General features: G+C 48.3%; 17 protein-coding genes and 1 pseudogene. 6 read left to right on the top strand and 12 right to left on the bottom strand.

Annotated elements, in window-relative coordinates; all coding sequences use genetic code 11:
- Positions 1-39: 39 nt before the first annotated feature.
- Complete coding sequence (locus GBK04_RS24805) at positions 40-2,535, bottom strand: PIG-L family deacetylase (RefSeq protein WP_152764388.1); 2,496 nt, start codon at positions 2,533-2,535, stop codon at positions 40-42.
- 188 nt (positions 2,536-2,723) lie between these two features.
- On the opposite strand from GBK04_RS24805, the gene GBK04_RS24800 reads away from it, so the two are divergent.
- Positions 2,724-5,363 carry a sodium-translocating pyrophosphatase gene (locus GBK04_RS24800; RefSeq protein WP_152764386.1) on the top strand — a complete coding sequence of 880 codons (2,640 nt, stop codon included), beginning with the start codon at positions 2,724-2,726 and terminating at the stop codon, positions 5,361-5,363.
- 57 nt (positions 5,364-5,420) lie between these two features.
- Here GBK04_RS24800 and GBK04_RS24795 read toward each other — a convergent pair whose 3' ends face one another.
- From GBK04_RS24795 to trpS, 5 genes and pseudogenes are all read right to left on the bottom strand, one after another.
- On the bottom strand, positions 5,421-6,185 hold the full coding sequence (locus tag GBK04_RS24795) for an SDR family NAD(P)-dependent oxidoreductase (protein ID WP_152764384.1): 765 nt from the start codon (positions 6,183-6,185) through the stop codon (positions 5,421-5,423).
- 109 nt (positions 6,186-6,294) lie between these two features.
- Entirely contained in the window at positions 6,295-6,861 is a 567-nt protein-coding gene (locus GBK04_RS24790) for a 50S ribosomal protein L25/general stress protein Ctc (RefSeq protein ID WP_152764382.1), read from the bottom strand.
- A gap of 36 nt (positions 6,862-6,897) precedes the next feature.
- Positions 6,898-7,842: a ribose-phosphate pyrophosphokinase gene (locus GBK04_RS24785; RefSeq protein WP_152764380.1), complete on the bottom strand. Its 945-nt coding sequence runs from the start codon at positions 7,840-7,842 to the stop codon at positions 6,898-6,900.
- Between the two features lie 72 nt (positions 7,843-7,914).
- Positions 7,915-8,496 carry a phosphatase PAP2 family protein gene (locus tag GBK04_RS24780; RefSeq protein ID WP_152764378.1) on the bottom strand — a complete coding sequence of 194 codons (582 nt, stop codon included), beginning with the start codon at positions 8,494-8,496 and terminating at the stop codon, positions 7,915-7,917.
- Positions 8,493-9,466 (bottom strand): annotated as a pseudogene (gene trpS / locus GBK04_RS24775) (tryptophan--tRNA ligase). The gene GBK04_RS24780 and the pseudogene trpS overlap by 4 nt, the downstream one beginning before the upstream one ends.
- A gap of 223 nt (positions 9,467-9,689) precedes the next feature.
- Between trpS and GBK04_RS24770 the strand changes: the two are divergent.
- The 3 genes from GBK04_RS24770 (at position 9,690) to trxA (ending at position 14,474) form a co-directional block, all read left to right on the top strand.
- The gene (locus tag GBK04_RS24770) at positions 9,690-10,376 is read left to right on the top strand and encodes a DUF2461 domain-containing protein (protein WP_152764376.1); all 687 of its coding nucleotides are present in this window, start codon (positions 9,690-9,692) and stop codon (positions 10,374-10,376) included.
- 28 nt (positions 10,377-10,404) lie between these two features.
- Positions 10,405-14,055, top strand: a complete 3,651-nt coding sequence (gene dnaE / locus GBK04_RS24765; RefSeq protein WP_373331318.1) for a DNA polymerase III subunit alpha — start codon at positions 10,405-10,407, stop codon at positions 14,053-14,055.
- Positions 14,056-14,141: 86 nt separating this feature from the next.
- Positions 14,142-14,474, top strand: a complete 333-nt coding sequence (gene trxA / locus GBK04_RS24760; protein ID WP_152764374.1) for a thioredoxin — start codon at positions 14,142-14,144, stop codon at positions 14,472-14,474.
- A 289-nt stretch (positions 14,475-14,763) separates the two neighbouring features.
- On the opposite strand, the gene GBK04_RS24755 is transcribed toward trxA, so the two are convergent.
- Genes GBK04_RS24755 through GBK04_RS24730 form a run of 6 tightly spaced genes read right to left on the bottom strand, consistent with a single transcriptional unit; the run spans position 14,764 to position 21,071 of the window.
- Entirely contained in the window at positions 14,764-15,972 is a 1,209-nt protein-coding gene (locus tag GBK04_RS24755; RefSeq protein WP_152764372.1) for an aspartate aminotransferase family protein, read from the bottom strand.
- Positions 15,973-15,975: 3 nt separating this feature from the next.
- Positions 15,976-17,169, bottom strand: a complete 1,194-nt coding sequence (locus tag GBK04_RS24750; RefSeq protein ID WP_152764370.1) for a hypothetical protein — start codon at positions 17,167-17,169, stop codon at positions 15,976-15,978.
- Between the two features lie 28 nt (positions 17,170-17,197).
- On the bottom strand, positions 17,198-18,037 hold the full coding sequence (locus GBK04_RS24745) for a type 1 glutamine amidotransferase (protein ID WP_152764368.1): 840 nt from the start codon (positions 18,035-18,037) through the stop codon (positions 17,198-17,200).
- Positions 18,038-18,082: 45 nt separating this feature from the next.
- Entirely contained in the window at positions 18,083-19,189 is a 1,107-nt protein-coding gene (locus GBK04_RS24740; RefSeq protein ID WP_152764366.1) for a carboxylate-amine ligase, read from the bottom strand.
- Between the two features lie 55 nt (positions 19,190-19,244).
- Positions 19,245-20,309: an ATP-grasp domain-containing protein gene (locus GBK04_RS24735; protein WP_152764364.1), complete on the bottom strand. Its 1,065-nt coding sequence runs from the start codon at positions 20,307-20,309 to the stop codon at positions 19,245-19,247.
- Between the two features lie 54 nt (positions 20,310-20,363).
- A complete protein-coding gene (locus tag GBK04_RS24730; RefSeq protein WP_152764361.1) occupies positions 20,364-21,071 on the bottom strand; it encodes an esterase family protein in 708 nt (235 codons plus the stop codon).
- Between the two features lie 147 nt (positions 21,072-21,218).
- Here GBK04_RS24730 and GBK04_RS24725 point away from each other — a divergent pair, with 147 nt between their 5' ends.
- Both GBK04_RS24725 and GBK04_RS24720 read left to right on the top strand, forming a co-directional pair.
- A complete protein-coding gene (locus GBK04_RS24725) occupies positions 21,219-22,046 on the top strand; it encodes an alpha/beta hydrolase (protein ID WP_373331317.1) in 828 nt (275 codons plus the stop codon).
- Positions 22,047-22,074: 28 nt separating this feature from the next.
- Positions 22,075-23,802 (top strand): alpha/beta hydrolase, encoded by a 1,728-nt coding sequence (locus GBK04_RS24720; RefSeq protein ID WP_152764359.1) that lies wholly within the window; start codon positions 22,075-22,077, stop codon positions 23,800-23,802.
- The last annotated feature ends 219 nt before the right edge of the window (positions 23,803-24,021 follow it).

The raw sequence follows: 24,021 nt of genomic DNA, 5'->3' as shown, positions 1-24,021 counted from the left end.
ACTGAATTTTCGTTGGATAGGTTTACAGATTCTCATCAATCACTTACCCGCCGAAATCAGGTTGGCGAACAGGCGGTAGGCGCCCGGCACACCGGCGGGTAGCTCCCGGAAAAAGGACAGGCCGGTGTAAATGTAGTACCCCTTCCCATACTTCGAATAAATCAGCCCACCCCGTTGTGCGTCCTCACCAGGGTCGTGCGCCGCGATCAGGGGCGTATAATTTTTTTCGTAGTCAGCCGCAAAATAGAGACCCCTTTCCTGAATCCAACCCTTGAAGTCGTTGGGAGAGATCGTATTAGGCGTATTCAGAAGCGGATCATTGGGAGCCAGGATTTGCATTTCTGCCGTTTCGTCCGTGACCCGGTCGCGGCTGATCGTGAACGGGTAGGGCCCCATGTTTTCTACTTTGAGCCCATTGTTGAGGAAACCATTCCGGGCGGTAACATACTGCACTACCATGGTACCTCCTTGTTTGACATACTCCATCAGTTTTTTCTGGTAAAATCCGAGCCGATCTTCGGTGTTGTAGGCCCTGACCCCTACGACAATGGCGTCAAAGACGGATAGGTCTTTGCCCAGTTCTTTTTCATCGAGCATGGTGACCTGGCATCCCATCTGGCGTAGGGCTGTAGGTACGTCATCGCCCGCCCCGGCGATGTAGCCAATGTTTTTGGCTGAATTCTTGATATCGAGTTTGACCAGTTCAGTCACTGCTGGAGGAAATAGCGTCTGGGTAGGGATATGCCTGAATTCTACGCTACGTAAGCTGTACGAGGAAGAACCCAGATTGGTCTGGACCCGTACCTGCAGTTTTCCCTCGCTATTCTGGGCAGGGGGCGTCACTTTTACTGAAAGCACTTTTTCTTCGTATTTGTCCTGAGTCAAGAATTCCAGCTCGGAAGGCTCTAACTTCCAGCCCTTTGGGGCGTCGAAGGTGATTTTTCCCTGCATACCTGGCTGATTGGCTTTCAGAAGGAGGTTGACATCCTTACTTTGCTGATCGGCAAAAACAAAAACGGGTTCAGATAGATTGACGGTTACGGCCGGACGTACTTCGAAGGGCCGGTATATTTCTCCCTCCGACGGATCGACGGACTTGTATTTCCAGGGTGAACTGTATGTAAAGGCGGTACCTTCTATAAAGAAGGTGTATTCGGTCCGAAGTTCCTGATTGTTTTCAGGCAGACCCACCAATTCTTGTTCATCAAACTGAAACACCTTGCGGTCTTTGATCGGCTTACGCAACCAATAGGGTTGCGTGAGGGGTACATCCTTGGGAATGGAAAAAGATTTGTTAAAAACAAGGGCTTCGTATGTATTGAGGGATTTGTTCAACGTGCTGTCGAATTTCACGCCGGGCATCACGACCCGTTGTAGCGTCACGGGCGTCGTGGTCCGGTTCACGACTTTTACCTGTACGGATGCTTTGCCACCCGGAGAAGTGGAATAATCCTCGGGATTGGTTTCAAACCAAAGTCCTAGGCATTGCTGAATCAGCTCTTCAATCTCACTTTTTTTCTTTTTAACGTAGTAATCCGTGGCGTCAAGCTTGCTCAGTTCCTTATAGATACCCACCAGGGCCGGTACTGAGGCCGCGGGGAGATTTACATCGAAATCACTGATTGCCTTTTGAATTAGCTGCCGTACTTTCTCACTATTTTTGACCCGGTTCCAAGTCAGATCCACATCATCGAACAAATCGTTTTGGGCGGGTACCCCATCGGTATGCAGGAAGTAATCCTTTCGTAAGCCAATGTTGGGCGCTGAACCGAATCCCTGGGTCTTATGCATGCTCCTGCTGGAAGCGGCAATTTCACTGTATGATTTTCCAAGGATAGGGTTATACCCGCTTAGGTCAATACTGATAAAACTACCGCCGTCGGTTGGGGCGTTGTTCTGAAAGCCCCGGGAGAAGGAGTTCCAGACGATGCGTTTGGGTTGCCAGGGTTTGACGTATTTGAGTTGTTCAGGAAACTTGGTTGGGTCGCCGCACAGTTTGAAGGCTTCCTCTGCCAGGAAAGCCGAGGAGTTGTGGTGGCCGTGTCCGGCGCGTTCATCGGGCGGAAACCGGGTAATCAGTACGTCTGGACGGTATTTACGAATCAGGTACACCACATCGGCCAGAATCGTCTTCTCACCCCAGAAATCCAGCGTTTCTTCTCGTGTCTTGGAAAATCCAAAATCATAAGCATGCGTAAAAAGCTGCTGAGCACCGTCGGTGCGGCGGGCTGCTAGGAGTTCCTGAGTACGGATTACGCCAATGTACTCCCCTTGTTCGGAACCAATGAGATTTTGCCCCCCATCCCCGCGGGTGAGCGATAGATAATACGTATTGATAAGGCGATCTTTTGCCAGGTAGGCAAGTAGAAGACTGTTTTCGTCGTCGGGGTGTGCCCCAATGTGCATGGCACTACCGAGAACGTTGAGTTTTTTCAGATTTAGAAGAATTTCTCCGGAGGTTGGATTAGGACTTTGGGCATTCAGCTGAAAGAGGGTACCTACCAATAGACAGAGAAAGAGTACTATTTTTTTCATATCGGAAATCAAAAATCAATAAGGAAGCAAACTACGTCCAAAGAAGGTAGGTTCAAACAGCCTGCCCTAAAATATCCTACAATCTATAAAAATAATCATTGTGAATAAAAAATTGATTGGGCAAGTGTGCGCCAATCCGCTATATTTGCCCGATTTTTCACCACAAAAAAACATAAATTCAACTTCGCATGGATAGTATTATTTACCTGGTGCCCGCCTTCGGTTTGGTGGGATTGATCTATACCGCCTGGCGGTTTAGCTGGGTCTCCAAACAACCTGCTGGAACGGAAAACATGCAGAAACTGTCGGGCTACATTGCCGATGGTGCCATTGCTTTTCTAAAAGCGGAGTGGAAAGTCCTCGCTTTTTTTGCCATACCCACTGCGGTACTTCTTTTTTGGTTGGGTTCCGACCAGGGTACCCCCGAGCACCCCATCCATTCGTCGCCCCTCATTGCCGTTGCTTTTCTGATTGGGGCCGTTTTCTCGGCCACTGCGGGGTACATCGGTATGAAAATCGCAACCAAGGCTAACGTTCGTACCGCTGAGGCGGCGCGGACTTCGCTATCCAAGGCCTTGCAGGTGTCATTTACCGGTGGTTCGGTAATGGGCATGGGCGTGGCCGGTCTGGCCGTCTTGGGTTTGGGTGGCTTGTTCATCGTGCTTTACCATTTGTTCGCTTTTGGTCAACCCCTTACCTCCGACGATATGCGGAAAGCGATTGAGGTACTGGCCGGTTTTTCGCTGGGTGCTGAATCCATCGCGCTTTTTGCCCGGGTAGGTGGTGGAATCTATACGAAGGCGGCCGACGTTGGCGCTGATTTGGTGGGGAAAGTCGAAGCGGGTATTCCTGAGGATGACGTGCGCAACCCTGCTACCATTGCCGATAACGTAGGTGATAACGTCGGTGACGTCGCCGGTATGGGTGCCGACTTGTTCGGGTCGTACGTAGCGACTATCCTGGCTACGATGGTTCTGGGGCAGGAAATTAACGTAGTTGATTCCTACGGGGGGTACTCACCCATTCTGCTTCCCATGCTGATCGCCGCGGTTGGCTTGCTGGCATCGTTAGTCTCTACCTTCTTTGTACGGATCAGTAAAGAGACTTCTTCCGTTCAGAATGCTTTGAACCTGGGGAACTGGGCATCGGTGATCATTACGTTTATTGCTTCGTATTTCCTGGTAAAGAATATCCTGCCCGAAAACCTCAAGCTGCGAGGTTTTGAATTTACCTCCAATGGTGTTTTTCTGGCCATTGTGGTAGGGTTGATCGTGGGAGCCCTCATGTCAATCATCACCGAATACTACACGGCAATGGGTAAACGTCCGGTGAATTCAATCGTACAAAAATCAGGGACGGGCCACGCTACGAATATCATTGGCGGTTTGGCCGTGGGGATGGAATCTACTGTGCTTCCCATTTTGGTGCTGGCTGCGGGGATCATCATGTCATATAAGTTTGCCGGGCTTTACGGCGTATCCATTGCCGCTGCGGGTATGATGGCTACAACGGCTATGCAGTTGGCGATTGACGCATTCGGACCTATTGCAGACAACGCGGGCGGTATTGCCGAAATGTCGCAGCTACCTCCCGAAGTGCGGGAACGTACCGATAACCTGGACGCCGTGGGAAATACCACCGCTGCAACCGGAAAAGGCTTTGCCATTGCTTCTGCCGCTCTTACATCGTTGGCCCTTTTCGCGGCTTTTGTAGGAATCGCGGGCATTACAGCCATTGATATTTATAAAGCCGATGTGTTGGCGGGGCTGTTCGTGGGCGGAATGATACCCTTTATTTTTAGTGCACTGGCTATTTCGGCCGTTGGTAAGGCGGCCATGGAAATGGTAAACGAGGTACGTCGCCAGTTCCGGGAAATACCGGGCATCATGGAATATAAAGCCGAGCCTGAATACGAAAAATGTGTGGCTATTTCGACTCAAGCTTCGCTGAAACAAATGATTCTGCCCGGTGCTATTGCACTGATAAGTCCAGTACTGGTAGGCTTCACAATGGGGCCAGAGGTACTCGGTGGTTTGCTAGCCGGTGTTACCGTGTCGGGTGTTTTGATGGGGATTTTCCAATCCAATGCCGGCGGTGCCTGGGATAATGCGAAAAAATCTTTTGAAAAGGGCGTCAACATCGACGGACAGATGTATTATAAGAAATCAGAGCCCCACAAGGCTTCGGTAACGGGTGATACTGTGGGTGATCCTTTCAAAGATACCTCAGGACCTTCGATGAATATCTTGATCAAGCTGATGTCTATCGTTTCACTGGTTATCGCTCCTTACATCGCAGTTGAATCCAGTGAGCTCAATATGTCTCAAAATGATGCAATCGAGGTACCTTCCGCAGACAAGAGCTTCTCGTCGACCGAAGTACTTGAACTGGAAAATGGGTTGAAAATGAAGATTGCGGACAGTGGACGTCCCGTTGAACGTGAATTGGTTGACTTCATTGCGTCGGAGCAGGCCGTTAATAAAGATACCTGGTTTGACTTTGACCGGTTAATGTTTGCCTCGGGAAATACGACGCTTCGTCCCGAGTCGCAGGATCAATTGAGAAACGTAGCGGATATTCTGGGAGCTTATCCAGACGTCAATATTAAATTGGGCGGCTACACCGATAATACCGGTGATCCCAGCATGAACCTCCAACTCTCGGCCGACCGGGCCGCATCAGTCAAACAATCCCTGGTGGCAATGGGTGTTGACGCATCCCGATTGGAATCCGAAGGGTACGGCGAGCAATACCCTATTGCTTCAAACGATACGGAAGAAGGCCGGGCCCAAAACCGGCGCACTTCAATCCGGGTCACCCAGAAATAAAGGTACCCTTACACAAAAAAAACGGAGCAGGTACCTGCTCCGTTTTTTTTGTGTAAATTACAAACTCATACCTCCATCCACATAGAAATTTTGGCCCGTGATGAATTTTCCGGCTTCGGAGCAAAGGAGCAGGGCCATTGCTGCACAGTCGAGCGGTTGCCCTACATCGCCTACAGGGGTCATCATACGTTGGTTGATTCGTTCATCGATTTCCGGGACTGGCTCGTCCAGGCGGGGTGTAGCAATGACGCCCGGGGCCAAGTTATTGACCGTCACGCCCTGGTCGGCTATCTGCATGGCGATATTCCTGACCATGTTATCCACTGCGGCCTTGGTGGCGGCGTAGACGATCATAGCGGGGTGGGGTTTTTCCTGCTGTACGCTTCCGATAGTAAGAACGCGCCCCCAACCTTTTTCCAGCATAGACGGAATAAATTTCTGAAACAGATTTAGGGTGGCTTTGAAATTGGTACTGACCTGATAATCAAAATCTTTATCAGTCATATCGTCCCAGTTTTTAGCTACCTGCACGGAGGCATTGATAACCACTATATCAGGTTGAAGTTTTTGGGAAGCAAGGGATTTATACAATTTTTCGACCGAATGGGCTTTGGAAAGATCGCATTGAAATACATGGGCTTTTTGACCCATTTCCTTTATTTCTTTGCCTACCTGTTCCGCTTCTTTTTTGCCAGAATGGTAAAGGATAATCACTTCCGCGCCAAATTCCGCCAGTCCGAGGGCAATTCCCTTGCCGATACCCTGGCTCGATCCGGTTACCAGGGCTAATTTTCCGTGTAAATCAAACTGTTCTTTGAGCATACGATTTATTTCTTAGTTTCGGTCGCTAACAAAAATAGCATGCCCAAAAACAAATATGCCGACCAGAGGTCGGCACGTTTGCATCTATTAGCCATGAAAAATAAACAAATTAGGCAGTCAGTGTACCGCGCAGTGCCCGTGGGATATCCACCGATGCAACGGGAATGGCTGACTGGGAAAGGATTGTGAATCCCTTCTGTTCGATTGCCGATACCTTGACGGATTTACCCAGGTCAAGATCTTTTACATTCAGATCGATATAATCAGGAATGTTTTCGGCTAATCCTTGCACTCGCAATTTACGCAATTTTTGGTTAAGTTTTCCACCTTTGATTACACCCGAGGCCGTTCCGGACAATTTTATGGGTACATCAACCTTGATTTGCTTCCCAGGAACGATCTCCAGGAAGTCGGCATGAAGAATCATATCGCTCACCGGATGAAATTGCGTTTCCTGAAGGATAGCTTTGAAAATCTCACCTTCAATATTCAAAGTGACTTCAAAAACATCACCTGAGGTAATCAAATCCCTGAATAACATGGCAGGAGCGTGGAAATGCACCTGCTCTTTGCCTCCGTACAACACCGAAGGAACATAGCCCTGAGCGCGTAAATCCTGCGCTTCGGTTCTACCGAGATTCGCTCTTCGATACCCTACAATCTCTAATTTTTTCATAATAAACGAAAATTAAAAAAATAAATAAAATAAAAACTACTGATTATTTAAAAAAAGTGAACTAATAGATTCATGATCACGAATTCGGCCGATGGCCTTGGCAAAAAGAGAGGCAACCGAAATCACCTTGATTTTGCTACTTTTCTGACGTAGAGGGAGTGTATCGGTAACGATCAACTCCTCTAGCATCGAATTTTCAATATTCTCGTACGCCTTGCCTGACATGATGGGGTGGGTACAGATAGCGCGCACGGATTTCGCTCCTTTGTCCAGAATGATTTCCGCAGCCTTACACATGGTACCTCCCGTATCGATCAGGTCGTCGAACAACACCACATTGGCACCTTCCACGTCACCAATTACCTGCATAGAAGCGATTTCATTGGCACGTTTGCGATACTTGTCACAAATCACCATGTCCGCATTGAGGAATTTGGCAAAATTCCGGGCTCGTGCCGCGCCACCCACGTCGGGTGAGGCAATCAGAAGATTATCCAGTCCTAGGGCTTTCACATAGGGCACAAATACGGAGGTACCTTCCAGGTGATCCACGGGTTTATCGAAGAATCCCTGTATCTGGCCCGCATGCAGGTCAATAGTCATCAGACGGTCTACGCCTGCGGCAGTAAGTAAGTTAGCTACTAGTTTGGCCGCAATGGCCACTCGGGGCTTGTCTTTCCGATCCTGACGGGCATAGCCAAAGTAAGGAAGCACCACCGTTACATAGTGTGCCGAAGCCCGCCGGGCCGCATCGACCATCAGCAGCAGTTCCAGCAAATTATCGGCGGGGGGAGGTGTGGACTGAATCAGAAAGACATCGCAGCCCCGGACGGATTCATCGTACACTGGAGAAATCTCACCATCACTGAAGGTACGGCAGGTGTAGCCTCCCAAAGGTCGGCCATACTCTTTGGCGATCTGTTCGGCGAGGTAGGATGAATTACTGCCAGAGAAGATTTTGACGGTGTTTAAGGCTGCCATTTAATCACAAAATTTGCGCAAAATTAGAAAGAAACCCTTGTATAAGCGAGAGTTATAGGAAATAAATATGAATTAAAAATAGGGTGAATGTGAATTCCGAGTGGACCAGCGATAGGCTGCTACCAGCAATAAGCCTACGAGAACGCCAACAATCGCTCCTATCGCAATATCCAGTGGGTAGTGGACTCCGACATATATACGGCTGTAAGAATAGAGAAATGCCCATCCATACAGCCAGGAGGCATGGCTTATTTTGGTGAATGGTAGCTTGTTGAAACTGGTGGCAATTCCAAAACCAGTAGCGGCGTGGGAAGAAACAAATCCGTATTTTCCACCGCAACCCTTTACCAAATGGACTAGTGCGCCGATGACCGGATCATGACAGGGCCGCAGACGCATGAAATAAGGCTTGAACAATCCGGAGGCAATCTGGTCAGAAAGTGCAACCACAGCAATGATACACAGAAGGTACCCGAAAGCCTTTGTTTTGAAATGGGAGATAAGAATGTAAATCAATGCGAAATAAAGGGGTACCCAGGTGAATTTATAGGTGATAGCCGCCATCACAGCATCCCAGAACGGAGAGTGCCACCCATTCAACCATAGGAAGAATTCCTGATCGGCTTGAAGCAGGCCGTCCAGCATAGCGCTCATGATCCAAAACCCAGGGCTTCCCGCATTCGACTAATAGTTTTTTGGGCCACAACCCGTGCTTTTTCCTCGCCCTCCACGAGTTTACGTTCCAAGGCATCATTATTTGACATATAAAAGTCAAAAATCTCGCGCGGCTCCTGATACTTCTCCAGAATCACCTCATGAAGTGCCTTCTTGGCGTGTCCATAGCCGTAGCCACCTCGTTGGTAGTTTTCCCTCATTTCTGCAGTCTGTTCGGGAGCGGCGATGAGGGAATACAGCTGAAATGTTATGTCCAGGTGGGGGTTCTTAGGGTCTTCCAGCGGGGTAGAATCGGAAACTATCTTTTTTATCACCTTCAACAGTTCTTTCTCAGGCTGAAAAATATCAATATAGTTTCCGTACGATTTACTCATCTTCAGTCCATCAATGCCCGGAATCACCATCAGCCGTTCATCGATACGAGGCTCGGGAAGTACCAGAATTTCGCGACCTACCTGCTTGTTCACCGAAGTGGCAATATCTTTTGACATTTCCAGATGTTGTTTCTGGTCTTTTCCAACGGGAACGAGATTGGCGTCATAAAGCAGAATGTCAGCGGCCTGTAACACAGGGTAGGTGAATAGCCCGGCGTTGACATCCGAAAGCTTTTCGGACTTATCCTTGAATGAGTGGGCATTGGCCAACATCGGGTAGGGAGTAAAGCAACTAAGGTACCAGGCCATTTCGGTATGCTCCGGTACCCGCGATTGCCGCCAAAATACGTTCCGATCGGTATCGAACCCGAAAGCCAGCCAGGTGGCGGCAATGGCCCGTACGTACTCCTCGCGCAATTTGCTGTCTTTGATGGTTATGAGTGAATGCAGGTCAGCAATGAAAAAAATGATTCATTGGCCGGGTCACGCGAGAGTTCGATGGCGGGCTGGATGGCGCCGAGAATATTGCCCAGGTGTGGACGGCCGCTACTTTGAATGCCAGTCAGGATACGCATTGTCAATGGGGTATTGTGGGTAGGAATTGGATGATTCGTTGGCACAGGGTAGGGTGAATTTCATTAGGAAATTTGCCGCTGTTAGATTTACTTTTTTGTCAACCGCATGCTTCGATTGACGCCAAAATTCGGTAAATTGGAGCGGAAAATAGAAGTTTTCGAATAAATTCTTCCCCTTCCTGGTTTTTATATCCATTGCACTTAACCCGTCTATTAGTAGAAAATGCTAACAGCCAATACCCTACGTTTCCTGGTAGACCTGGCCGAAAACAACAACCGGGAGTGGTTTCAAGAAAATCGCAAGCGGTATGAAGAAGCAAAAGCCGATTTCACGCATCTCGTGTCGAATTTATTGAAGGAAATCAGCCAGACCGAAGATTTAGGGAATACGGAGCCCAAAGATTGCATTTTCCGGATCAACCGCGATATACGTTTTGCAAAAGACAAGCGACCTTACAAGAAAAATTTTAGTGCTGCCTTCGGGCCGGGGGGCCGACATTCGGGCCGAGTGGATTACTACCTGCACATTCAGCCGGGCAATGAATCGTTCTTAGGAGCGGGTATGTGGAGCCCGGCTGCGGCACAACTCGCTAAGTACCGTCAGGAGGTTGATTACAATGCCGCTGAATTGAAAAAAATAATTCATGCTGAGGATTTTAGGACCTATTTTCCCGAAATCCACGGTGAAAGCATCAAGACTACCCCGAAGGGATTCAGTAAAGACCATCCCGAAATAGAACTCTTGCGAAGAAAAGAATTGTTCTTTTCGCATCGTTTCACTGATAAGGAGGTATTGTCAAAAAATCTTATTCCCGAGGTTCTTAAGGGCGTTACGCTTATCAAACCTTACTGTGATTTCCTGAACTACATCTTCCATGACGAACCGGAAGCGGACACGATAATTACATAAATCATTTCACATAAGACAAAATTCAAAAGTGCAATTCTCACACCTACACTGCCATACCCAATTTTCGCTGCTCGACGGCGCGGCGGATATAAAAAAGCTCTTCAAAAAAGCCAAGGCCGATAACATGCCCGCGGTGGCCATTACGGACCACGGCAATATGTTCGGCGTGTTTGAGTTCGTGGCCGAAGGCAACAAGCAGGGCATCAAACCCATCGTAGGATGCGAGTTCTATGTGGTCGAGGATCGCCGCAAACAGCAGTTTACCAAGGAAAACAAGGATGTCCGTTATCATCAGCTTTTGTTGGCCAAAGACGAAATCGGGTACAAGAATCTGGTGAAACTCTGTTCGTTGGGTTTCATTGAAGGCATGTATGGCAAGTACCCCCGCATCGATAAGGAACTGGTATTGAGGTACCACGAAGGGCTCATTGCCACCACTTGCTGCATCGGAGCGTCGGTTCCCAAGGCGATCTTGAAAAAAGGCGAGGAGCAGGGCGAGAAAGAGTTCAAGTGGTGGCTCGATGTGTTCGGGGAAGATTATTATGTGGAATTGCAGCGCCACGACATTCGGGAACAATTGATTGTCAACGAGGTACTGGTCCGATTTGCCCGGAAGCATAATGTAAAGATCATTGCTTCCAACGATTCACATTATGTTGACCAGGAAGATTGGAATGCCCACGATATCTTGCTGTGTATCAATACGGGTGATAAAAAAAGTACCCCTTCGGCCAAGGATTTCGACGACGAGGTAGGTATCCCTAAAGGATCTCGTTTCGCCTTCTACAACGATCAGTTCTACTTCAAGAACACCAGCGAAATGCTGACCCTGTTCCATGACCTGCCCGAGTCGCTGGACAATACGAACGAAATTGTCGATAAGATCAAGAATCTGGAGCTGAAAAAGGATATCCTGCTGCCCAATTTTCCGATTCCTGAACAATTCAAAACCCATACCCTGTCCGAGATGTCGGGCAAAAAGGAACTGACGGCCGATGTGCTGAACCAGTGGGAGTACCTCAAACACCTGACCTTCGAAGGTGCCCGGAAAAAGTACGGTACTATCACCGCCGAGATCGAAGAACGTCTGAATTTTGAACTGCAGACCATCCGCAGCATGGGATTTCCGGGGTACTTCCTCATCGTAGCCGACTTCATCGACGCCGGGCGGAAGATGGGCGTATTCATCGGGCCGGGCCGGGGATCGGCGGCGGGTTCGGTGGTGGCTTACTGTACGGGAATTACGAATATCGATCCAATCAAGTACGATTTGCTGTTCGAGCGTTTCCTCAATCCCGACCGTATTTCACTCCCCGATATCGACACTGACTTTGATGACGAAGGTCGGCAGAAAGTGATTGATTATGTGGTAAAAAAATATGGCTACAATCAGGTGGCACAGATCGTCACCTACGGTACCATGGCGGCCAAGTCGGCCATTAAGGATGTGGCACGGGTCATGGACTATCCGCTTTCCGATGCCAATGCGCTGGTGAAGTTGGTACCCGACAAGCCCGCTTACAACATGACCCTGAATCGCATTTTCAATGCGCCATTGGATGGGGACATGAGCCTGATGAAAAAAGAAGGCATCACGTACGACGAGATGGAAAACGTCAAGAAAATGCGGGCGGCAGCGAAAGGAAAAGATATGGCCGCCCAGGTACTTCAGGAAGCACAACGCCTCGAAGGTACCGTACGCAACACGGGCATCCACGCGGCAGGAATCATCATCGCCCCCAGTGATTTGACCGAAATCATCCCGGTCGCTACTTCCAAAGAATCAGAGTTTTTGATTACCCAGTATCAGGGGAAAATCATTGAAGATGCCGGGGTAATCAAGATGGACTTCCTGGGCTTGCGAAACCTGACCATTATTAAAGAAGCGCTTCGACTGATCAAGCAAAATCACGGTATCGAGATCGAGATTGATGAAATTCCGCTGGACGATATGAAAGTGTACGAGCTTTTCCAGCGGGGTGAAACCAATGCGATTTTCCAGTTTGAATCGGACGGCATGAAGAAGTACATGCGCGATCTGGTACCCGACCGATTTGAAGATTTGATTGCCATGAACGCCCTGTACCGTCCGGGGCCGTTGGCGTACATTCCCAACTTTATCCGGCGGAAGCATGGCCTCGAACCCATCGAGTACGATTTACCTGAGTTAGAGGAGTATCTGGGTGATACTTATGGCATCACGGTGTATCAGGAGCAGGTGATGTTGTTGTCCCAAAAACTGGCCGGGTTTACCAAAGGGCAGGCCGATACCCTGAGGAAGGCCATGGGGAAAAAGCAGATCGAAACCCTGAACAAATTGAAGGGTGACTTCATGAATGGCGGTGAAGAACGCGGCCTGGACAAGAAAAAACTCAACAAGATCTGGACTGATTGGGAAGCATTTGCGTCCTATGCCTTCAACAAGTCACACTCGACCTGTTACGCCTTCGTGGCCTATCAGACGGCCTATCTCAAAACGCACTACAAGGCCGAGTATATGTCGGCGGTATTGACAAGTTCGTTGGGAAACATTGATAAAATCACCTTCTTTCTGGAAGAATGTAAAAGTATCGGCATACCTGTTTTGGGGCCTGATATCAATGAATCGGACCGGCAGTTCAATGTCAATAAGCGCGGTGAAATCCGATTTGGACTGGCGGGTATCAAAGGTACCGGCGATGCGGCCGTAGAGTCGATCATTTCTGAGCGAAGCGAAAACGGTCCCTTTGCTGATATTTTCGAATTCATGACCCGCATCAATTTGCGGACGGTCAATAAGAAAACCCTGGAAAGCCTGGCTTATGCGGGTGCTTTTGATTGCTACGAAGACCTACACCGGGCGCAGTTCTTTGAGCAGGAAGCAGGGGAGAACACCAATTTTATCGAAAAACTCATCAAGTACGCTAACAACTACCATGCAGAAAAAGAATCGGCCCAAGCCTCGCTTTTTGGGGCATTTGGTGGAAACGACGCCCTGATGGCTAAACCTAAGGTACCCGATGTGGAAGCCTGGGGCGATCTGCAAAAACTCCGCCACGAACAGGAAGTGGTGGGCTTTTATATTTCGGGCCATCCCCTGGATACCTTCCGGATGGAAATGGACAATTTCTGCACCTGTACCCTGGATAAGGTGTTGGAGGTACCCGAGGAAATGAATCATCCTGTCTATCTCGGTAAGGAGATAAACATCGCAGGCATCGTGACGAGTGTGCAGGAACGGATGTCCAAGCGGGGGAGTCCCTTTGTGATTTTCAAAATCGAAGATTATCGGGGCTCGCTTGAAATGCTACTGGGCGGCGATGACATGGTACGTCTTAAGAATTACCTGCAGATAGGTAGTTTTCTGTACATCAAGGGTAAAGTGCAGAGTCGGTACTATAATGAGGATCAGTTTGAGTTCAAGATCATCAACATCCAATTGCTCACCGAAATACGGGAAAAAATGTGCAACGAAGTGAAGATGAAATGCTCGCTGGATACCATAGATACTCGGTTTGTGGAAACACTCAACGAAACCCTGAAGGTATATCCCGGAAAATGCGCATTAAGTGTGTCGGTGATTGACCCGGAGAGCCGGGTGGAGTTACAAATGGTTTCCCGGACCTATCGCGTAGATGCTTCCAATGAACTCTTCAATAGTTTGAAATTACTGGAGGGTGTGGAGTTCTCGCTCAATTGATTGAAGGCCTGGCGTGACAGGAACTTTTGCGGGGAGGGTTTGGGTTAATACTCTAAACAGATATATCAATTTTAGAAATTACAATTATGGCAAAAGCACTCGAAGTGACCGACAGCAGTTTCGAAGAACTAATTCAGGGAGATAAACCCGTACTCGTGGATTTTTGGGCCGAATGGTGCGGTCCCTGTAAGATGATCGGACCCGTAGTGGAACAACTGGCCGGTGAATACGAAGGCAAGGCAGTCATTGCCAAAATGGACGTAGATATGAATGCGCAGATTCCCGCTAAATTCGGTATTCGCAGCATTCCTACCCTGATGATTTTCAAAGGCGGCCAACTCGTTGACAAAGTGGTTGGTGCCGTTCCCAAGTCCGTATTAGAGCAGAAATTGAACGAGCAACTGGCGGTTGTCAGTTGATTCCATACACATTTATCGATTGCCAACCCCGATCTCTGATCGGGGTTTTTTGTTTACGGGATAATTGAGAACGGGATGTTTAGTGTCCTAAGGTACCCTGGCTCAGAAAGTTTTCACTAAGTGCACCTCATAGGATACTCCGACGTTTCGGATCTAGAAAAGGTCGTGTATGCATCGTAACATGGTACTTCTGTGTATAGCTAAACCGTGTTGGATGTGGAGATTAGTTTAGCAAATGGTCTAACACTACGAATTAGAACAAATCGTGAGGGTGAAGGGTGCGGGAAGATTAGTCAAGGGCATTGACAATGAGTCCAATGGCTTCCCGAATTTGAGGTTCGGTAATGATTAGAGGGGGAGCGATACGCATAGAATTATCACAAAACAAAAACCAGTCGGTGATTACGCCTGCCCCAATGCAGGTATCGATCAGGGGTTTTAAAATTTCAAACGACTCCATTTCAGCTGCCAGCATCAGTCCCTTTCCCCGTACCTCTTTTATTTTGGGATGAACTAACAATGACTTGATCAGTTCACCTTTGCCATTCGCCTCATCCGCCAGCTTCTGAGATTGAATCACCTGTAATGTAGCCAGTGATGCCGCGCAACATACCGGATGACCACCGAAAGTAGTAATATGCCCCAAAATAGGATTGTTCCTGAAAACCTCCGTCAGGGAAGAAGAAGCCATAAAAGCGCCAATGGGCATTCCTCCCCCCATACCTTTAGCGCTTAACACAATATCGGGGTATACATCAACGCCTTCGAATGCCCAGAAGGTACCTGTACGCCCAAAGCCGGTTTGAATTTCATCAAACACCAGCAACGCGCCTACCTCTGAACAGCGCTTTCGCAATTCTTGGAAGTACTCAGGCGAAGCCATGCGGACACCGGCTTCCCCTCCAATGACTTCAATGAAAACGGCAGCGGTACGAAAGGTAATTTTTTCAAGATCGGAAGATATACCGTGTCGAATTTGGCGAACTCCGGGTAGGAGGGGTCGGAAATTACGTTTGAAGAACTCCGCTCCGGAAATACTCAAAGCTCCCTGGGTAGATCCGTGGTAGGCATTCAGACAGGAAACGATTTCGGTGCGGCCAGTATACCGCTTGGCCAATTTCATGGCCCCTTCGACGGCTTCGGTACCTGAGTTGGTAAAATAAACAGAATCGATCTTGCCAAAAGGGGAGGGGGTAGTGCAGGAAACCGCAAGTGTAGAGACGAGCGCCTCGGCGAGACGTACCTGGGGACTCTGTACAAACTCGCCGTACACCATCAGGTGCATGTAATGTTCCAGCTGCTCATTGATTGCGGCCAGTACTTCGGGGTGCCGATGCCCGACATTGCTCACTGCGATCCCCGATATCAGGTCATAATACCGCCTACCGTCTTTACCGTACATAAAGACACCCTCTGCCTTATCAATTTCAAGGGCAAGGGGGAAATCGGAAGTTTGGGCCAGGTGGTTGAAGAAAAGTTGGCGGTGACTGATGTGCATGACCTAGTTTTCGTAGAAACAGGCACTTCCTCCCACCCACGTAAAGTCTTTGTTGAAACGGACACCCACCATTTCTCCCCGACTCAACCGACTAAGGCTAGTCAATAAACGGGGGCGCGGGGAATCATCCGGCCAAATATAGAGCATACGAATTTCACACTTAATCAAAGCATCAGGGGCTTGTACTACGGGCTCGTATTTGACTTTACGTTGCAGAATGTAATTCTCAGGGTCTGGGATTTTGGCCAGATCCTCGGACGCCACGTGCAGCTGAACGCCAGTGCCGGCAAAGGAGAATAGGGGCTTCAACACATAATTCTCCAGATCAGAAGGGAATTCCCCTTGGTACTTGTCCAAATAGTTTGTTTCGGGTACGTAGGGACTATGCAGTAAGGGAAGTGTAAATTTGCTGATTCGAAAAAACCAGTTGGGATGTCCCACCCACGTCACATCCACGTCATCGGTGAAGATATACTGGCTTTTCAAATCTGGGAAATTTTTCAGATCGTCAAAAATCAACCGGTTGTAAATTCGTTTCACCTGGATTTTCCGGCCGTCTTTCTCGTAAAACAACTTCCGGCCCTCCTTGATCAATTCTGTGTAACCTACGGCCCTTACGCCCAGCATGCGTTCAGTTACGGCAAAGTCTACCCGGGTTTTCTGCTGTTCGGGATAGATTTCCAACAGAATGACATTTTCGGGGTCCTCTTCTCCCACGATCAGTTTCCGCAAGTCTTCAATATACTCTTCATAACTGTTTACACCGAATGAGTAGGTGAATGATTCAGGAATGGGAAAATGAAATTTGAACAATTCAGAAAGGTACCCCTGGTAGGCCATGATGGAGGGGAAGCCCTGTAATTCGATGAGTTGAGGTAGGAGGGTACCTTCCTCATCCCGACAAATCGCAAAATCGATTGCCAGGAAAGAGGTATGTTCGTTCTCATTAGGTACCCTCTGATCTTGGGGAATGGCGCGTTCGGTTTTAGCTTTGAAATCCTCTGCTACGATTACATCCACAAAGCTTTCACACGCCTCAATCAATTTTTTTTTGAGTGCCACGGGAATGAATACCGGGCTTTCAGCTACCCGAAAATCCAATTCATGGGGGAAATCTCTCTCGATATCCGCTTGCATGTTTTGATAAATTTCGTCGCTAAAGGCTTCATTAAAAGCTTCACGGGCGGCTTTGTGCATGGGGTGAGCGGTTTGAATGGGCGAATTATCAGGCCGGTTGCAAGGGAGCCAATTTTTTGTAAGCTTCTTTCAGGAACGTGGGTAGGATGGTCTGCTCCGTTAGCATAATTTTCTCGGGATCATTGAGGTGAGCGATCATATCGAAATATTTCTGCTCGCCATGATTCTTAATGATGGCCTGCTTCTTGTCTTCTCTCAGGAAATACCGTAGCATCCCCTCTGCGTCCGCCTCGGGGTGAAATTGAGTACCGAATATCTCCCTTGAAAAACGGATGGCCATTATGGCGCGTTCAAGAGCTATGTGAGGACGATTTTTTTCAAGACACATGATTTTCGCCCCCATTTGCTCCAATACATTTTGGTTCGGCTGTATTACCTGAAAATCGCGTGAATCAACGGCCCAGAAGGGATCGTCCAATCCTTCAAAAAAAGGTTCATTTTCGGCAAAACGCGTTTGATGAATCGGGAAAGTACCAAATGAGTTGGAACGTCGGTTTCCAACAAAGCCGATTTCCCAATGCACACAGGCCAGTTGAAAAGAGTGGCAAATGAGGAACAGATGTTTTTTTACACGATTGTGGTGACTCCGGTTGTACTTATAAATCTTATCAAGAAAATTGAAGAATTTCCGTTCCCAGGGTAGCCCCTCGGGTTTTGGACTGCCGGGCCCGCCCGACGAAATGTAAATATCGAAGCTGAGGTCAGGTACCTCGTTGCGCTGACGCACATCAAATTCCTGACAACTCAATTGGATTGCTTCTCTTTCGGCAAAATCGTTTACAATTTTTCGGATACAACGCATGCCTTCATTTTGAACACCATTGTTCAGATCCAGAATAGCAACGCGGAGGGTTTTAGTGGGTGTCATTCAGTTTATTATCGAGTCAGATTGTTGATACTAATGTTATAACAACTAAACGACGCCAATCTTGGTTTCCGAAATGATGTAATCCACAACGGCATTCATATCGTTCGTTTTCTCAAAAACGGCCAACTGACGATCCGCGCCAGTACCCATTTCGAGTATCTGGTATACGTACTCAATTTCCTTGCGACTACCCAATTCATCCACGACATCATCAATGAATTCAAGAAGTTCGTCCATCAATTGCCGAAACTCTACTTCCTCCTGAATCCCAAAATCAATGAGTTTGGCCTGGATACCAAAGCGCGCCGCCCGCCACTTATTTTCATTGATCAGGTTTCGCCGGTAAGGTCGGAAATTCAGGTTTTGCCGCTGTAACTTGTAGATTTTCACCACGAGCGCCTGCATGATGGCCGCCAGGCAGATAGTCTCCTCCACCCGCATGGGTACGTCACAAATCCTGAATTCGATGGTATTAAAAAAGGGGTGTACCCGTATATCCCACCATATTTTTTTGGCATTATCGATGCATTTGGTCTTGATCAGCAGGTTGATGTATTCATCATACTCACTGGCACTGGCGAAAAAATCGGGAATACCCGTCCGGGGAAATTTGTCAAACACCTTGGAGCGGTAGGATTTGAAGCCTGTGTTACGCCCACACCAAAACGGCGAATTGGTGGAAAGGGCGTACACGTGGGGCAGAAAGTAACGCACCGCGTTCATGATGGAAATGCCCTCGTTGCGATTGACAATGCCTACATGCACGTGAAGTCCGAAAATCAGATTACCCCGAGCCACATCACGCATTTCGTCGATCAACTCGTCATAGCGCGGATCTGCCGTAATAAGCTGGTCCACCCAGTCGGCGAAGGGGTGTGTCCCGGCGGCGGCCACACACAAATCCTGTTCAGCCGCCAGGTCATGAATCATTTTCCGAAGGTAGGTCACTTCTTCGCGAGCCTCCTGAATATTATGGCAAATGTTGGTACCTACCTCGACTACCGCCTGATGCATTTCGGCCTTGACCCGTTCTTTAAGAATGATTTTACCATCCTCTACGAGTTTAGACATGTGAGAGCGCAGATTGCGGGTTACCGGATCTATAGTTTGGAATTCTTCCTCGATTCCAAGGGTGAATACGCGCTTAGTCATAAAATTGAATGTCGGAATGAGTGATTGGATGAATTTATGACCCTAGCAGATCGGCTTATTCCTGCGTCTCTTTTTTCTTAGGCGATTTGGTGGCTTTGGTAGGGGTACCTTTCTTAGGGGCAGGGGCTTTCTCCTCGCCTTTTTCCTGCATCATTGCAGTTACGGGAATTTCCATCGTAGCTGATTTGATGAAGGTACCCCACGTCAGGTTATTCATGCCTTCTTTGTGGTTTTTGGCTCGTTCGATAGCCATGTTGGCGGCCGCTTCTACCACCCAGTCGAAGTTTTTCTGACCTACCGAATGGATGTCTGCATCGGGGGCGGGATTACAAAAGTCGATAGCAATGGGTATTCCATCCCGAACGGCGAATTCCACCGTGTTGAAATCGTACCCCAGGGCTTTGTTCAGCCGCAGCGTGTATTCATGGATGGTTTTCAGCAGTTTTTCTCCCGCTTCGCCCTTTGTGTTCATCTCGGGAGTATAGCGCTCGTGGAACGGATTGCGGGGTTCGTAAGGCATGATAAGCACATCCTTCTGCCCGATGCAGTAGCAACGGAAATAATCGTCGAATTGAATTTCCTCCTGCAACATCATCACAAGTTGCTGGGTTTCGCCGTGCTTGTTCCAAAGGTCCTGCTGGTCATATACTTTGTAGACGCTTTTCCAGCCACCGCCCGAATGAGGTTTCATGTAGGCAGGAAAGCCCACGTATTCAAATATTTCTTCCCAGGCCAGTGGCGATTTCAGGTTGCGGAAGGAAACATCGTGTGTGTCGGTTGGGCGCTCGTGCGAGGGCAGTAGTACGGTTTTGGGCACAGGTACCCCTATCTTTTCGGCGAGGCAGTTGTTAAAGAACTTCTCGTCGGCGCTCCACCAGAACGGATTGTTGATGACGGCTGTACCACACAGGGCAGCATTCTTCAGATACGCCTTATAAAAGGGTACATCCTGTGAAATACGGTCAATGATAACGGCGTATTCGGTGGGATCGGCCTGAACTACCTTATCGATTGATACAGGTTCGGCCATAATATCTTTTTCACCTTTACTATTGACCCGATCGATGAAAGCCTGCGGGAAGGTGTTCTCCATGCCGAAGAGTATGCCAATTTTTTTCATGAGTTCTGGTTTTTTAGTTTGCGGGATGCTGTAATTACGGTTGAAAATTATTTTTTACAAAATTTTGGATAAATAATCCGGGAACATCGTATGCCATAACGGCCAATCGTGCAATTCCCAGCCTCGGATATCAGACCAGTGGTTGATACCCTTGTTGTTGAGGATGCGAGTCATAGTCAGATTGGCATTCAGACAAATGTCCCACTCCGACGAGCCCAGTACGATTTTCATGTGGTTATAGCGCCATCCCTCTTCGTGAGGAATGTAGTCGACTGGATTGTTGAAATACACATTGTCGTCGTAATAACCACCCATAAACGAACGTATATCGAACGCACCGCTCATACTGATCAGGTGGGCTACCTGCCCGGGGTGGCGGAATGCAAAGTTGAGCGCGTGAAAGCCCCCAAAACTACAGCCGGCTACCCCGATTTTATCCACACTGCAATCGCGTTGAATCATCGGGACTAGTTCATTGGTCAGAAACTTATCGTACTGAATGTGGTTAAGAACTTTCATGCGCGGGGTGAGATGCCGACCGTACCAGGATTCCTTATCGATGCTGTCGATACAGTAGATTTTGAATTGACCCGAATCAACCAAATGCCGTACCGAATCGATAAGTCCCATGTCTTTGGCCTGATAATAATTACCCATAGTAGTGGGAAAAACCAGAATAGGGTACCCCCAGTGGCCAAATACCAGCAGGTCGATGGAGCGACCCAGATGGTGGGAATAATACTGAATATGATTTTCTTGCAACAGAGTAGAGGATTATTTGGAAGAATGAAATCAAGTTTTCTAAATAGTTGCAAATCTAATCATTGTTTATAAAATTAACCTTTCGATTATTCAGTGGCTGCTTCCGTCTACCCTTGAAATTTTTTTTAGCCTTACAATGACTCAACTGTGAATGTGACCCCCGCCGTGGACCGGCTCCAGCCCAGCCTTCCCGATCGAGCGAAGAAAAGTCTGTATTCTGAGAACCTACAGCGGACTGTAACCCTGACAATTCTCAGGCCACGGGATCGTTCTCCGCGAAGTGAGCTTTCTGTACTTATCCTGTTCGATGGACAGGATTTTCCTGCTGTTCGGATACCTGAGGCTTTGGGTGATTTTTCCTTAAGGTATCCCTCAGTTCCACTAATGATTGTAGGGATACACGCCGATAAAGATCGGATATTCGAATATGGCACCGCCTCGCAACCCGATTATGCCTACCGCGGCAACAAAGCGGCCAATACCACACACTTTGTCATTGATGAACTGATTCCCTACCTGAAAGAGAGATATCCGGTATCGTATGACCGGGAGCGCTGGTCAATCGGTGGATTCTCGCTGGGAGGTTTGATGGCGCTCGATCTGGCCTGGCATCATGCGGAAGTATTTAGCAAGGTTGGGGTTTTTTCCGGGTCATTCTGGTGGCGGCAAAGAGCTCTGGACGATAATTATGACGAAAGCGATCGGATCATGCATCGGATCATCAGGAGTACGACGGGTAGCCCGGTGCTGAAATTTTGGTTTCAAACAGGTACCCGGGACGAAGAGGATGATCGCGATAATGACGGTATCATCGACAGCATCGATGATACTCTGGATTTGATTGCTGAATTGGAACGTAAAGGCTATGCCTGGGGAAAGGAAATTGTTTATGAAGAAGTGCTGAACGGAGAACATAACCCCCATACCTGGGCAGAGATTTTTCCCGTATTTTTACACTGGTCGCAGCACCGGTAAAATCCGCAATTACTAACCCTACATCCCTATGATTAAATCTCTGCTTAGTGTACTGCTGCTTTTTACCTCCCTCCTGATTCGGGCGCAAGGGGTCGGGAAATTTGAAATAAAACTACCCTCTGCTCCGGAAGGCCAATTGCTGAATGGACGACTTTTGTTGTTTCTCTCTACCGAGGAGGGAGCCGAGCCCCGTTTCCAAATCAGTGACGAGGTCAGTACGCAGCAGATGTTTGGTATGGATGTAGAAAACGCCAAACCTGGTCAAACGCTCGCATTCGACAGTAAAGCCGAGGGGTACCCCAGGGTAGCATGGGCGGATATACAGGCGGGGGAATATTTCGTTCAGGTACTTCTGCACAAATACGAAACCTTTAAGCGGAGCGATGGGCATACCGTCAAGCTGCCGATGGATCGGGGAGAGGGGCAGAACTGGCGCACGGCACCCGGGAACGTGTATAGCAAACCGGTCAAAATAAAATTTGATGTCCGTTCAAAAAAAGTCCTCACTTTGAATCTGGACCAGATCAACCCGGAATTGCCCGATCCGGCGACAAAACAGACGAAGTACATCAAGTACGTAAAAATAAAATCAAAAAAATTGAGCGAATTCTGGGGCCGTGACATGCATCTGGCAGCCTGGGTACTACTGCCCGAAGGGTTTGATCAACACCCCGAAGCCAGGTACCCCCTTTGTTTGTTTCATGGGCATTTCCCTGCCGAATTCAGCGGTTTCAGCGAAATACCGCCACCTGCCGATATGGATACCTCCGCGTATAATGCCCGATTCGGAATTTATGGCTATAATAAGGTGGTGGCCGAAGAGGCCTATGCGCAATATAAGCAATGGACAAGCCCTGACTTTCCCAGGTACCTGGTGGTGGAAATCCAGCACGCTAACCCATTTTACGACGACTCCTACGCCGTCAATTCGGCCAATATCGGTCCCTATGGCGATGCCATCATGTACGAATTATTACCAGAGATCGAACGGCTCTACCGGGGAATCGGTCAGGGGTGGTCGCGGTTTACCTATGGTGGCTCCACGGGAGGCTGGGAAGCCCTGGCAGCTCAGGTTTTTTATCCCGACGAGTTCAATGGCTGCTTCGCGGCCTGCCCCGACCCCATTACCTTTGAGGCCTACACAATGATTAACCTTTATAAGGATAAGAATGCGTACTTCTGGGATGGTCCTTTTCGACAGACTCCCCGTCCGGGCAAACGCAATTATTTGGGCGAGATACAATGTACCCTGGAAGATGTCAATCGGCGCGAAATGGTATTGGGCAGTAAGGGGCGCTCGGGTGATCAATGGGATATCTGGCAAGCGGTTTACTCTCCGGTGGGCGCCGATGGTTATCCGAAGCCGATCTGGGATAAAAAATCGGGCGTTATTGACCCTTCCGTTGCCCAGTACTGGAAAGAAAACTACGATTTGATGCACATCCTGAAGCGTGATTGGAAAACCCTTGGACCCAAATTGACCGGTAAGATTCATATCTATTGCGGGGATATGGACACTTACTATCTGAATAACGCCGTGTACCTGATGGAAAACTATCTTAAGTCGACCCGTACCCCTCATTATTATGGAGAAGTTGATTATGGCGATCGGGCTGAACATTGCTGGAATGGGGATCATACCCAGCCTAATTACATTTCACGTCTACGTTATAATACGATGTACCTACCTAAAATCCTGAAAAGGATCGAAACTTCCGCCCCAGAAGGAGCGGATTTGACTAGCTGGCGGTATTGAATTGGATATTGGGCTGAAGAGGAGAGAATGATTGAAGATATTCTGCCTTACTATTATGGACGGTAGGTAAAGGGTACGTTCGAAGGAATAATGTGACATCGAAAAGAAGGTCGTAATTGCCTAAACACATCAGGTAATATTCACTGAATTTTTGGAGAATTCCCCAAAAGAATCCTGGTACCTGTGGCAAAATTTCGGCTGGTAGGTAAACAAATCTAC

This window comes from Salmonirosea aquatica (assembly GCF_009296315.1).
GTDB lineage: Bacteria > Bacteroidota > Bacteroidia > Cytophagales > Spirosomataceae > Salmonirosea > Salmonirosea aquatica.
This window is presented reverse-complemented; position numbering and strand designations above follow the sequence as displayed.